Annotated in this window: 12 protein-coding genes; 9 read left to right on the plus strand and 3 right to left on the minus strand. The window is 75.1% G+C overall.

Going from position 1 to position 11,724, the window contains the following annotated elements; all coding sequences use genetic code 11:
* Positions 1-112: 112 nt before the first annotated feature.
* On the plus strand, positions 113-1,543 hold the full coding sequence (locus AC07A6_RS03625; RefSeq protein ID WP_362464535.1) for an amino acid permease: 1,431 nt from the start codon (positions 113-115) through the stop codon (positions 1,541-1,543).
* Between the two features lie 60 nt (positions 1,544-1,603).
* On the opposite strand, the gene AC07A6_RS03630 is transcribed toward AC07A6_RS03625, so the two are convergent.
* On the minus strand, positions 1,604-2,470 hold the full coding sequence (locus AC07A6_RS03630; RefSeq protein ID WP_478775926.1) for a helix-turn-helix transcriptional regulator: 867 nt from the start codon (positions 2,468-2,470) through the stop codon (positions 1,604-1,606).
* Positions 2,471-2,730: 260 nt separating this feature from the next.
* On the opposite strand from AC07A6_RS03630, the gene AC07A6_RS03635 reads away from it, so the two are divergent.
* The 4 genes from AC07A6_RS03635 to AC07A6_RS03650 are packed head-to-tail and all read left to right on the plus strand — an operon-like array spanning position 2,731 to position 7,810.
* Positions 2,731-3,111 (plus strand): SgcJ/EcaC family oxidoreductase, encoded by a 381-nt coding sequence (locus AC07A6_RS03635; protein WP_362464528.1) that lies wholly within the window; start codon positions 2,731-2,733, stop codon positions 3,109-3,111.
* 36 nt (positions 3,112-3,147) lie between these two features.
* On the plus strand, positions 3,148-4,101 hold the full coding sequence (locus tag AC07A6_RS03640; protein ID WP_478775927.1) for an oxygenase MpaB family protein: 954 nt from the start codon (positions 3,148-3,150) through the stop codon (positions 4,099-4,101).
* On the plus strand, positions 4,083-6,221 hold the full coding sequence (locus tag AC07A6_RS03645; RefSeq protein ID WP_478775928.1) for a serine/threonine-protein kinase: 2,139 nt from the start codon (positions 4,083-4,085) through the stop codon (positions 6,219-6,221). Before AC07A6_RS03640 ends, AC07A6_RS03645 begins: the two co-directional genes overlap by 19 nt.
* Positions 6,218-7,810, plus strand: coding sequence for a phytoene desaturase family protein (locus AC07A6_RS03650; RefSeq protein ID WP_478775929.1), 1,593 nt, complete (start codon positions 6,218-6,220; stop codon positions 7,808-7,810). Before AC07A6_RS03645 ends, AC07A6_RS03650 begins: the two co-directional genes overlap by 4 nt.
* A gap of 32 nt (positions 7,811-7,842) precedes the next feature.
* Here the strand turns inward: AC07A6_RS03650 and AC07A6_RS03655 are convergent, their stop codons facing one another.
* Both AC07A6_RS03655 and AC07A6_RS03660 read right to left on the minus strand, forming a co-directional pair.
* Positions 7,843-8,289 carry a nitroreductase family deazaflavin-dependent oxidoreductase gene (locus AC07A6_RS03655; RefSeq protein ID WP_362464516.1) on the minus strand — a complete coding sequence of 149 codons (447 nt, stop codon included), beginning with the start codon at positions 8,287-8,289 and terminating at the stop codon, positions 7,843-7,845.
* 47 nt (positions 8,290-8,336) lie between these two features.
* On the minus strand, positions 8,337-9,521 hold the full coding sequence (locus tag AC07A6_RS03660; RefSeq protein WP_478775930.1) for an FAD-dependent monooxygenase: 1,185 nt from the start codon (positions 9,519-9,521) through the stop codon (positions 8,337-8,339).
* Between the two features lie 83 nt (positions 9,522-9,604).
* Between AC07A6_RS03660 and AC07A6_RS03665 the strand changes: the two genes are divergently transcribed.
* Genes AC07A6_RS03665 through AC07A6_RS03680 form a run of 4 tightly spaced genes read left to right on the plus strand, consistent with a single transcriptional unit; the run spans position 9,605 to position 11,722 of the window.
* Positions 9,605-10,222 (plus strand): TetR/AcrR family transcriptional regulator, encoded by a 618-nt coding sequence (locus tag AC07A6_RS03665; RefSeq protein WP_362464510.1) that lies wholly within the window; start codon positions 9,605-9,607, stop codon positions 10,220-10,222.
* 55 nt (positions 10,223-10,277) lie between these two features.
* Entirely contained in the window at positions 10,278-10,661 is a 384-nt protein-coding gene (locus AC07A6_RS03670; protein WP_478775931.1) for a VOC family protein, read from the plus strand.
* Positions 10,658-11,290, plus strand: coding sequence for a DinB family protein (locus AC07A6_RS03675; protein WP_478775932.1), 633 nt, complete (start codon positions 10,658-10,660; stop codon positions 11,288-11,290). The genes AC07A6_RS03670 and AC07A6_RS03675 overlap by 4 nt, the downstream gene beginning before the upstream one ends.
* 60 nt (positions 11,291-11,350) lie before the next feature.
* Entirely contained in the window at positions 11,351-11,722 is a 372-nt protein-coding gene (locus AC07A6_RS03680; protein WP_478775933.1) for a DUF4180 domain-containing protein, read from the plus strand.
* Positions 11,723-11,724 lie beyond the last annotated feature (2 nt).

The following is an 11,724-nucleotide window of genomic DNA, read 5'->3' on the forward strand; positions in this document are numbered from 1 at the left end:
CACCCCAACCCCCCCCATCCCCCCCCTCCTCTTTCTTTCACCCCACGGGTGCCGGGGTCCCCCCCCCCCCCCCCCCCCCCCCCCCGCACCTCTGCCCACGGGGGAACCGCACATGCCCGCTCCACTCACCCGGACACCACGCCGGACACCACGAACGCCCACGGCGCCCGCCCCCGCAGACGGGGAACTCGCGGGCGCCCTGCGCCCCCGCCACCTGACCATGCTGGCCCTGGGGGGCGTCATCGGAGCCGGCCTGTTCGTCGGCTCCGGGACCGGCCTGCGCATCGCCGGCCCGGCCATCATCCTGTCGTACGCGCTCGCCGCCGCCCTGGCCCTGCTGGTCATGCGGATGCTGGGCGAGCTGGCCGCGGCCATGCCCGCCAGCGGCTCGTTCTCCGTCTACGCCGACCGGGCCCTGGGCCGCTGGGCCGGATTCACCGCGGGCTGGCTGTACTGGGCGGTGACCGTCATCGCGATCGCCATCGAGCTGATCGCCGCCGCGACGATCCTGCACCAGTGGATGCCGGCCGTACCGCAGTGGGCGATCGCCCTCGTGGCACTGGCCGTCTTCACCCAGTCCAACATGCTGTCGGTCTCCTCCTTCGGGGAGGCCGAGTTCTGGTTCGCGGGCATCAAGGTCGCCGCCATCATCGCCTTCCTCGCCCTCGGCGTCGCCGCACTGTGCGGGGCCGTGCCCGGGGTCGACCCGCCCGGCATGGACAACCTGACCGGCCGCGGCGGCTTCCTCCCGCAGGGCTGGGACAGCGTCGTCGCAGGGCTGCTGACGGTGGTCTTCGCCTTCGGCGGCATGGAGGTCGTCACCATGGCCGCCGCGGAGTCCGGCGACCCCGCCCGCTCCGTCACCAAGGCGGTCGGCAGCGCGATCTGGCGGATCAGCCTCTTCTACCTCGGCTCCATGGCGGTGATCGTCACCCTGCTGCCCTGGGACGCGGCCACGCCCGGCCGCAGCCCCTACGTCGCCGTCCTCGACCGGCTCGGCATTCCGGGCGCGGGGCGGCTGATCGAGGTGGTCGTGCTCATCGCCCTGCTGTCCGCGATGAACGCCAACCTGTACGGCGCCTCCCGCATGGCCCACTCGCTCGCCGCCCGCGGCGAGGCCCCGAAGGCCCTGCTGCGCACCTCCGCCCGGGGCGCACCGCGCCTGGCCGTCGCGGCGTCGGCGGCCTTCGGCTTCGTCGCGATCGCCCTCGACCACCGCTGGCCGGAGCGGATCCTGCCGTTCCTGGCGAAGGCCATGGGCGGTTCCATGCTGTACATGTGGCTGACCGTCGCGGCCGCCCACCTGGTGCTGCGCCGCCGGCTGGAGCGGGAGTCCCCGCACCTGCTGGTGGTGCGGATGCGCGGCTTCCCGTACCTGTCGTGGCTGGCGGCGGCCGGCATCGTGGCCGTGCTGGTGCTGATGGCCTTCGACCCCGAGGCGCGCGGCCAGCTCGGCTGGTCGACCCTGCTGGTCCTGGTGCTGCTGGCGGTGGCCGGCGTACGGGCGCTGCGCACGCGCCGGGACCGGGTCCTCGCGTCCTGATCGGCGAGCCCGGCCGGGGAGGTTCCCGGCCGGGCGTGCGGGTGTCGGAAGGGGCGGTGGTCAGGCCGAGAGCGGGGTGCAGTCCGTCTCGGCGTGCTCGTCCACGGGCAGCAGCCCGCTGGTGGCGATGAGGTAGCCGAGCTGGGCCCGGCTGCGGCTGTGCAGGGTGGCGGCGATCCGGCTGACGTGGGCGGCGACGGTCCGCCGGCTGGTGCCGAGGCGGCGGGCGATGGCCTCGTCCGTGTAGCCGGCCACCAGCAGGCGCATCACGGCCCGCTGGATCTCGTCGGCGATGTCGGGCTCCACCGTGCGCGAGGCACCGGGGTCGATGGTCGAACCCCGCTCCCAGGCCTCCTCGAAGACCTGCACGAGGAAGGAGACGATGGAGGGCTGCCTGATCTCCAGCACCGAGGTCCGGGCCTCCCCGGGGCCCGGGACGTAGGCGACGGCACGGTCGATGACGATGAGGCGGTCGAAGACGTGGTCGAGGGTGCGGACCTCGCAGCCGGCCTCGGTGAGCCGCTCGATGTGGCGCAGCGTGGACGCGTGGGTCCGCACCGCGTGCGGGTAGAGGGTGCGGTGCCGGGCGGTGCCGCGGACGTGGTCGAGTTCGTCCAGGTCGTAGGAGACGCGCGCGCCGCCCGGTTGCACCGTCATCAGCTCCTCCCGGCACTCGCGGACCGCGTGCGCCAGTGTGGAGTGGACGACCTTCTCCCCGTCGATCGCGGTGGCCCAGCCAGTGTGTTCGCGTTTGGCGGCGGTGTAGATCGCGGCCACCGGCACGAAGCTTCCGGCGATGGCGTGCGCGTCGAGCCGCTGACGCTCCAGCGACTCCTCGATGGGCCGGACCAGTTCGGCCTTGGCCACGTCCGGTGCCACGGGCACGAGGACGGTCGGGTCGTCCGGCGGGGCGACCAGCAACCCCATCCGCAGCAGACAGGCGGGTGCGCCCTCCCTGGGCGTACACCCCTTCACCACGGCCTGGCGGTAGACGGTCAGGCCGTCACCGCATACGCCGCCCCCCTTTTCTGCAGAGTCGTCACGTTCACAACATTCCCCCGGGTACTGCCTTGCATGATCCTGCATGACCCAATTATGCACTTGGAAAAGTAGCCAGTATGGGTACGTAGGCTGCCAACATGGTGTCTTAACAAGGTATTGACCATGGAACCGGAGGTAACGGGCGTATGTCGAACGGATACGGGGTACTGGCGGACATCCTGGAGGAGTGGCGCGCCGCCTTCGACGGGCGCCGCGTGGACGACGTCGTCGCCCTCTTCGCCGAGGACGCCCTCTTCCAAGGGCTGTCCCCCCGGCTGCTGAACGGCCGCGCGGAGATACGGACCTACTACGAGAACGTCCCGCCCGGCACCACCGCCGCCGTCGAGGTCCTGCACTCCCGCCCCCTCGCCGCCGAGGCCCTCGCCGGCTTCGCCACCGTCACCTTCCGGACACCCGCCCCCGGAGACCCCGCCGGGACCCCGCTGCCCGTCCGCCTCTCGCTCATCGCCCAGCACACCGGAGCCGGCTGGCGCATCCGCCAGTACCACGTCTCACGGCTGAGCTGACGCCCACCGGGGTAGGAACCCCGGCGGGAGGCAGCGATGAGCGACGAGGAGGACGCCGGCCCCGGGCTCTACGGCCCCGGGTCCGTCACCTGGCAGTGCCACGGCGACCCGGTCATGTGGATCGCCGGGGTCCGCGCGCTCTACCTCCAGGCCCTGCACCCGCGCGCCGTCCGCGCCGTCCTGCAGAACTCCACCGCCTTCGACGGCGAGCAGGGCCGCGGCGACGCCTGGGGCCGCCTGCTGCGCACCGCCGACTTCGTCGGCACCCTCACCTACGGCACGGCCGGGGCCGCGGAACGGGCCGGGGCCCGGGTCCGCGCCGTCCACCGGGCGCTGTCCGCCACCGACCCGGACACCGGGGAGCCCTTCCCCGTCGACGACCCCGCCCTGCTGCTGTGGGTGCACTGCGCCCAGATCGACAGCTTCCTGCACGTACTGCGCCGATCGGGCGTCCCCCTCACCCCCGCCCAGGCCGACCGGTACGTGGACGAGAACCGGACCAGCGCCCGCCTCGTCGGACTCGACCCGGAGGCCGTGCCCGCCACCGCCGGCGCCCTCGCCGCGTACTTCGACGAGGTCCGCCCCCTCCTCGCCGCCGGGCCCGACGCCCGCGCCGTCGACGACTTCCTGCGCGCCCCGCCCGTACCCCCGTACCTCGTCCCTGGCCGAAACCTGTTGTGGAGACCCCTCGTCGGGCTCGCCTACGCGACCCTGCCGGGCTGGGCGCACCAGCTGTACGGACGCCCCGCACCGCCCCCGCGCGCGGTCACCCGCCGCCTGCGTCTCACGGGTCGCGTGCTGCGCACCATTCCCGCAGGTCTACGCTGGCAGCTGCCTCCAGGTCACATCTTGAAAGCGATGCGCCGACTGGGGCCCGGCAGCCGCCCCTCCGCGTACACACTGCGAAAATCAGCGGCCATACTGGACCGGCCGGGGAGGGCGCGGCACGACGACGGGGGCGGCTTTAAGACATGGCGGAGTCCAGACTGATCCAGGGCCGGTACCGGTCACTCGATCTGATCGGGCGCGGCGGCATGGGCGAGGTGTGGCGCGCCCGCGACGAGTCGCTGGGCCGGCAGGTCGCCGTGAAGTGCCTCAAGCCGGTCGGCGCCGAACAGGACGCCCACTTCACCCAGGTCCTGCGCGAACGCTTCCGGCGCGAGGCGCGGGTCGCCGCCTCGCTCCAGCACCGGGGCGTCACCGTCGTGCACGACTTCGGCGACGACAGCGCCTCCGGCGGCCCCCTCTACCTCGTCATGGAACTCCTGGAGGGCCGCAACCTCAGCCAGCTCATGGAGGAGAACGAGGCGCGCCCGCTCCCCGTCGACGTCGTCCTCGACATCGCCGAACAGATGGCCGCCGCCCTCGGCTACACCCACGACCAGGGCGTCGTCCACCGGGACCTCAAGCCCGCCAACATCATGCGGCTCACCGACGGCACGGTGAAGATCTGCGACTTCGGCATCGCCCGCCTGGCCCACGACATCGGCTTCACCGCCAAGCTGACCGGCGGCGGCATGGCCATGGGCACCCCGCACTACATGTCGCCCGAGCAGATCGCGGGCGGCGAGGTCGACCACCGCAGCGACCTCTACTCCCTCGGCTGCGTCCTCTACGAGATCGCGACCGGTGCCCCGCCCTTCGACCTCGGCGACTCCTGGTCCGTGCTGGTCGGCCACCGCGACACCGCGCCCGTACCGCTGCGCGAGCACCGGCCCGAACTGCCCGGCTACTTCGAGCAGCTCGTGCTGGACCTGCTGGCCAAGCGCCCCGAGGACCGGCCCGGCGACGCCCGCCACCTGCACCGGCGCCTGGTCGAGGCCCGGTTCGGGCCCGGCGGGCGGCCCGCCGCGCAGCCCCCGCTGCCCGCCTGGGCCGAGGGGATGACCGCCGGGCGCAAGGCCGGCGTGGACGCCCGCCCCGCCAGCGGGGAGTGGGCCCTGCTCACCGGCTCCTGGACGGCCGCCCGCCCGGCCGCCGGCTCCGCCTCGGCTTCCGCCGCCGCCTCGGCCTCCGCCTCCGCCGCCGCCTCCGCCTCCGCCGCCGCCTCCGCCTCCGGGGAACACCGCATCACCCGGCCGGCCCCCGCCGAGGACCCCCGGCTCACCGCCGCCTACGGGCTCGCGCCGCGCACCCCTGCCGCGGGAGAGCCCGACGCGCTCGCCGCCGGGCACACCCGCGCGTTCGCCCTCAGCCGCGCCGGCCGGCCCGAGGAGGCCCTCGCCGTGTACGTGGCCGTCGCCCAGGGCCGGGCCCGGGTGCTCGGCCCCGACCACGCCGAGACCCTCGCCGCCCGCCAGGAGGAGGCGTACGAACTGGGACGCCTCGGCCGGCACGGGGAGGCGTACGAGATGTACCGCGCCGTCCTCGCCGCCCGCGTCCGCACCACCGGCCCGCTCCACCCCGACACCCTGCGCTGCCGCCACAGCCTCGCCTGCGCCCTGAGCGCCCTCGGCCGGCACGCCGAGGCCCACGCGACCGCCGCCGAGGTGGCCGCCGACCGCGCCGCCGTCCTCGGCGCCGAGCACGCCGACACCCTCCACAGCCGCTACGAGGCCGCGTACTCCCTGGGCCGCCTCGGCCGCTGGCAGGAGGCCCTGACCGGCTTCCGCCAGGTCGCCGCCGCACGGGAGCGCGTACTCGGCCGCGACCACCCCGACGCCCTCGCCGCCCGCTACGAGACCGGCATCGCCCTCGGCCGCACCGGCCGCGCAGCCGAGGCCCTCGACCTGTTCCGGTCCCTGGTCCGCGACCGCACCCGGGCCTACGGCGCCTGCGACCCGGAGACCCTGCGCGCCCGGCACGTCGTCGGCGTCAACCTGGGCCGCCTCGAACGCTGGGAGGAGGCCGTCGCCGAGGCCCGCGAGGTCGGCCGGCTCCGCGCCAAGGCCCTGGGCGCCGAACACCCCGACACCCTGGTCAGCCGCCGGGAACTCGCCGTGGGCCTCGGCCGGCTCGGCCGCTGGGACGAGGCGCTGCCCATATACCGGGACCTGTCCGGCATCCGCGAACGCTCCCTCGGCGACGAGCACCCCGACACGGTGCTCGCCCACGCCGACGAGGCGCACTGTCTGGAGCGGCTCGGCCAGGTGTGCTACCAAGAGCCATGACCGCCAACTCAGGCTCCCGGGGCTTCGCGCAGGACGTGTACGACGCGGTGATCGTGGGAGGCGGCCACAACGGCCTCGTCGCCGCCGCCTACCTGGCCGGAGCGGGCCGCTCGGTACTGGTCCTCGAACGGCTCGGCCACACCGGCGGCGCCGCCGTCTCCACCCGGCCCTTCGCCGGCGTCGACGCCCGCCTCTCCCGCTACTCCTACCTCGTCTCGCTGCTCCCCGCGAAGATCGTCCGCGACCTGGGCCTGCGGTTCGAGGTGCGTCGGCGCACGGTCTCCTCGTACACCCCCTACGAGCGCGACGGCCGCCCCGGCGGGCTCCTCGTCGGCGGCGGCGAGGACCGCACCCGGCGGTCCTTCGCGGAACTGACCGGCTCCGACCGGGAGTACGAGGCCTGGCGCGCCTTCTACGGGACCACCGGCAAGCTCGCCCGCAAGGTCTTCCCCACCCTCACCGAACCGCTGCCCACCCGCGCGGAACTGCGGGCCCGCATCGACGACGAGCCGGCCTGGCGGATGCTGTTCGAGGAGCCGCTCGGCCGGGCGGTGGAGGAGCGCTTCGCCGACGACCTGGTCCGGGGCGTGGTCCTCACCGACGGCCTGATCGGCACCTTCGCCGACGCCGACGACCCCTCACTCGTCCAGAACCGCTGCTTCCTCTACCACGTCATCGGCGGCGGCACCGGCGACTGGGACGTGCCCGTCGGGGGCATGGGAGCCCTGACCGACGCCCTCGCCGAGGCCGCCCTGGCGGCCGGCGCGGAGATCGCCACCGGCCACGAGGCGCTGCGCATCCACACCGACGGGACCGGCCCGGCCGAGGTCACCTTCCGGACGGCGACGGGCGAGGGCGCCGTCGTCGGGCGCGACGTCCTGGTCAACGCCTCCCCGCGGGCCCTGGCCGAACTCCTCGGCGAGGACCCGGCCGAGGGCGGCCCCGCCCCGGAGGGCGCCCAGTTCAAGGTCAACATGCTGCTGAGCCGGCTGCCCCGGCTGCGCGACACCTCCGCGGACCCCCGCGAGGCCTTCGGCGGCACCTTCCACATCGCCGAGGGGTATGAGCAGCTCAGGCGCGCCCACGGTGAGGCGGCCGCCGGGGAACTGCCGTCCGTCCCGCCCTCGGAGATCTACTGCCACTCGCTGGCCGACCCCTCGATCCTCGGCCCCGAACTCGCCGGGCAGGGCTACCAGACGCTCACCCTCTTCGGGCTGCACACCCCGGCCCGGCTCTTCGAGAAGGACAACCGGCAGGCCCGCGAGGTGCTGCTGACCGCCACTCTGGCCCAGCTCGACGCCCACCTGGCCGAGCCGCTCACCGACTGCCTGGCCTTCGACGGGGACGGCCGCCCCTGCATCGAGGCCAAGACCCCGCCGGACCTGGAGCGCGAACTGCGGCTGCCCGGCGGGCACATCTTCCACCGGGACCTGTCCTGGCCGTACGCGGACGGGCAGGAGGCGGGGCGTTGGGGCGTGGAGACCGCCCACCGCAACGTCCTGCTGTGCGGAGCGGGGGCGGTCCGCGGCGGCGGGGTCAGCGGCATCCCGGGGCACAACGCGGCGATGGCGGTCCTGGAGCGGCGCTGAGCGCCGCCCCCGGCGCCTGGGGCGGCGCCCCGTCAGACGGGCTCGATGACCACGACGGGGATCTCGCGGTCCGTCTTGGCCTGGTAGTCGTCGTACGCGGGCCAGTGCCCGACCATCACGGGCCAGTACGCCTCCCGCTCCGCGGCGGTCGCGGTGCGGGCGTTGCCCTGGATGATCTCCGGGCCGACCTGGATGCGGACGTCGGGGCGCGCGCTCAGGTTGCGGTACCAGAGCGGGTGGTCCGCGTCGCCGCCCTTGGAGGCGACCACGAGGTAGCGGCCCCCGGCCTCGCCGTAGATCAGGGGCGTGCGGACCGGGTTGCCGGAGACCCGGCCCACCGTGGTCAGCAGCAGGGTCTGGGTGCCTCGCCAGAACTGGCCCTCGGCGCCGCCGGACTCCACGTACAGCCTGACGTGGTCCCGCTGCCAGCTCCCCGGCTTGGGGTCGGCGGGGTTCTCCCAGTCGATGTCGGTCGTCATCCCGGCCTGCTTTCGTCCGTGGCGGTCCAAGCCCTCGATGACCCGCCTCAACGCCCCGGGCCGCGGCCCGCATTCCCGGCCGGCTCGCCCGGAAGGGTGAATCCGTCGAAGAGGTCGTCGAGCGCGCGCCGGGTCGCGCTCGCGGGGGTGGCCCGGAAGGCGAGGTCGCGGGCGGCCACGGCCAGCGGGTGGGTGAGGGCGGCCACCCGGCCCATCCGGCGGGCCCGGATCCGGATGGCGTCGGTACGGGCGAGCCTGGCCCGGGTGTAGGCGGCGAGGGCGGCGGGTACGTCGGGGCCGCGGAGCAGGTGCGCCAGGACGACGGCGTCCTCGACGGCCTGGCAGCCGCCCTGGCCGAGGTTGGGCGTCATGGCGTGCGCGGCGTCCCCGATCCACGCGGTGCGGCCGTCGTGCAGCCGGGGGAGCGGTGCGGCCAGGTCGTACAGGTCGTGCTGGAGCACGGTCCCCGGGTCGATCCGGTCCAGCAGGGCGGGGATCGGGTCGTGCCAGGTCCCGAACCGCCGCAGCAGCTCGGTGCGGACGTCCGCGGGCCGGTACCCCTCGGGGACGACGGCGGTGGCGTACAGGTAGACCCGCCCGTCGGCGAGCGGGACCGTCCCGAAGCGTTCGCCCCGGCCCCAGGTCTCGGCCGCTTCGGTGGCCGGGCCCGACGGGAGCACGGTCCGCCAGGCGGTCTCCCCGCTGTAGTGCAGGCCCGGGTGTTCCGGGAAGCGGCGGCGGCGCAGCGGGCTGTGGATGCCGTCGGCCGCTATGACGGCGTCGGCGTCGAAGTCCCCGGCGGCGGTACGGGCCACCGCGCGGCCGCCGTCCTCCTCGACGGCGGTGACCGCCGCCCCGTACAGCAGGGCGCCGTCGGGCAGCGCCGCCGCGAGCGCGGCGGTGAGGTCCGCGCGGTGGACGGCGAGCGGGGGCCGGCCGTAGCGGGCGGCGAGCGCGGCGGTGTCGGCGCGGGTCAGCCGGCTGCCGCCGGGGCGGCGCACGCCCATCGAGGCCGGGACGGCGCGGCCCGCCGCGCGGGTGGCGTCGAAGCCGATCGCGTCGAACGCGCGCAGGGCGTTGGGGGCGAGGACGATGCCCGCGCCGACGGCGGTCGGGGCGGCCGCCCGCTCGCACACGGTGACCCGCCACCCCTGGCGGTGCAGGGCCAGGGCGGCGGTCAGACCGCCGATCCCGGCACCGGCGACGACGGCGTGGCGCTGGGTTTCGGGCATGGCACGGCCTCCTGCTGATCGAGGGACCCTCTACGTCTGTAGAGGGTCGTTCGCTCTGCACTCTACAGCTGTAGAGTGGGGGCATGTCCACCCCGGAAACCCCGCCCCCCGCCGCCGACCGCCGGACGCTCATCGCGGACACGGCCATCGCCCTCGTCGCGGCCGGCGGCCTGCGGGGCCTCACGCACCGGGCCGTCGACGGCGCCGCCGCGCTCCCGGCGGGCAGCACCTCGTACTACTTCCGCACCCGGACCGCGCTCATCGGCGCCTGCTACCGGCGGCTGGCCGAACTGGACCTCGCCGACCTCGACGGCGAAGGAGCTGCCGGCCCCCCGCCGGCCCCGGCGGACCGGGACGCCGCCGCACGGATGCTCGGGGCGCTGCTGCACGAGTGGCTGACGCGGGGGCGCGAACGGCAGCTGGCCCGCTTCGAACTCAGCCTGGAGGCCGCCCGCAACCCGGAACTGGAGCCGGCGCTCCGTCAGGCGGGCCTCGCCGCCCGCGCCCGCGCGGCCGCCGTCCTCGCGGCCCTCGGCGCACCCCGCCCCGCCGAGTCCGCCGAACTCCTGGCCGCCTGGACCGACGGCCTGCTCTACGACCGCCTGGCGGGCGCCCTCGCCCACTCCCGCCCGGCCCCGGACCAGGCCGAACTGACCGCCGCCGCCCGCCGGATGCTCGACGCCGCACTCGCCCGGGCCTAGGGACGTCCGCAAAATCTCGCCTGACCCGCGACCGGCCATCCCCTAGGATCCCGGCATGATCGCCGAACTGCAGTGCGTGGTACTCGACTGTCCCGAACCGCTCAATCTCGCCGAGTTCTACGGGCAGTTGCTCGGCGGCGAGGTCAACCGGCCCGACCGGCGCTGGACCCTGGACGCCCACTGGGCCACGCTCCACACCCCCTCCGGGGCCGTCCTCTGCTTCCAGCAGGTCACCGACCACCGCCCGCCGAAGTGGCCCGACCCCGCCCACCCCCAGCAGGCCCACCTGGACCTCGCCGTCGCCGACCTCGGCCGCGCCCAGGAGCAGGTGCTCGCCCTCGGCGCCGCGCTGCTCGACGACACCCGCGACGCCGAGGGCTGGCGCGTCTACGCCGACCCGGCGGGCCACCCCTTCTGCCTGATCCGGGAGGGGCAGTGAGCGACGCGCCCCGACTCGTCCCGCTGATACGGCAGTTCGACTTCGCGGCCGCCCGGCTGACCGGCCGGCTGGCGGGTCCCGTGATGGACAGCGGCGACGGCACCGACACCCGGGTGGTGCCCCTGACCGACGAGGAGTACCTCTGGGAACCGGTGGCGGACTGCTGGTCGGTGCGGCCGCGCACGCGGGGCCCGGGGGCCCGCGCGACGCTCCTGGCCGGCGCCCCCGACGGCGCGTGGGGCCGCGACGCAGCCACCTACCCGCACCCCTGGCCGCCGCCCTTCACCACCCTCGCCTGGCGCCTGAGCCACCTCACGGAGATGCTGACCCTGCGCGCCGACCACACGGCCGGCACCCGCAGCCTCACCCGTGACGACCACCCCGTCACCGGCGACGCCGACGGAGCCGTCGCCGCCTTCGCGAAGGCCGCCGACGCCTGGCGCGGGGCACTGCTGAGCGTCGACGAGGCCGCGCTCGACACCGTGGGGTACTGCACCTACCCGCACGGCGGCGACGCGGAGGAGCCGTTCGTCGAGATCGCGTGGTGGGTCAACCAGGAGGTCCTCCACCACGGCGCCGAGATCGCCCTGCTCCGCGACCTCTACCGGGACCGACGCGCGGGGGCGTAGCACCCGGGCCGCCCGAAAACGGGTCGACCCGGGCCCGGACAGGACCTAGCGTCGGTCGGCATGAGCATCCTGCAGACCATCCACGACGTGCCCGTTCTGATGTGCGCCCCCGACGGCGAGCGGATCGGGGGCGAACGGGACGTCCTCGACCTGGTGGGCAACGCCGCCTGGCAGGGCGCCCGGTGGGTGGTCGTGCCGGCCGGACGCTTCGCCGAGGACTTCTTCCGGCTGCGCACCCGGATCGCCGGGGACGTCGTCCAGAAGTTCGTCACCTACCGCGTCGGCCTCGTCGTCCTCGGCGACATCTCCCGCCACACGGACGGCAGCGAGGCCCTGCGTGACTTCGTCCGCGAATGCAACCGCGGCAGCCAGACCTGGTTCCTCACCGACCTGGAGGAGCTCCGGGACCGGCTGGAGGGCCGGGCCGCCTGAAG

Source organism: Streptomyces sp. NPDC044002 (assembly GCF_056434525.1).

What these genes read in the sequence shown, in the direction of transcription:
- AC07A6_RS03625 (WP_362464535.1), top strand. Translation starts at nt 113, where the DNA reads ATGCCCGCTCCACTCACCCGGACACCACGCCGGACACCACGAACGCCC.
- AC07A6_RS03630 (WP_478775926.1), bottom strand. Translation starts at nt 2,470, where the DNA reads ATGGGGTTGCTGGTCGCCCCGCCGGACGACCCGACCGTCCTCGTGCCC.
- AC07A6_RS03635 (WP_362464528.1), top strand. Translation starts at nt 2,731, where the DNA reads ATGTCGAACGGATACGGGGTACTGGCGGACATCCTGGAGGAGTGGCGC.
- AC07A6_RS03640 (WP_478775927.1), top strand. Translation starts at nt 3,148, where the DNA reads ATGAGCGACGAGGAGGACGCCGGCCCCGGGCTCTACGGCCCCGGGTCC.
- AC07A6_RS03645 (WP_478775928.1), top strand. Translation starts at nt 4,083, where the DNA reads ATGGCGGAGTCCAGACTGATCCAGGGCCGGTACCGGTCACTCGATCTG.
- AC07A6_RS03650 (WP_478775929.1), top strand. Translation starts at nt 6,218, where the DNA reads ATGACCGCCAACTCAGGCTCCCGGGGCTTCGCGCAGGACGTGTACGAC.
- AC07A6_RS03655 (WP_362464516.1), bottom strand. Translation starts at nt 8,289, where the DNA reads ATGACGACCGACATCGACTGGGAGAACCCCGCCGACCCCAAGCCGGGG.
- AC07A6_RS03660 (WP_478775930.1), bottom strand. Translation starts at nt 9,521, where the DNA reads ATGCCCGAAACCCAGCGCCACGCCGTCGTCGCCGGTGCCGGGATCGGC.
- AC07A6_RS03665 (WP_362464510.1), top strand. Translation starts at nt 9,605, where the DNA reads ATGTCCACCCCGGAAACCCCGCCCCCCGCCGCCGACCGCCGGACGCTC.
- AC07A6_RS03670 (WP_478775931.1), top strand. Translation starts at nt 10,278, where the DNA reads ATGATCGCCGAACTGCAGTGCGTGGTACTCGACTGTCCCGAACCGCTC.
- AC07A6_RS03680 (WP_478775933.1), top strand. Translation starts at nt 11,351, where the DNA reads ATGAGCATCCTGCAGACCATCCACGACGTGCCCGTTCTGATGTGCGCC.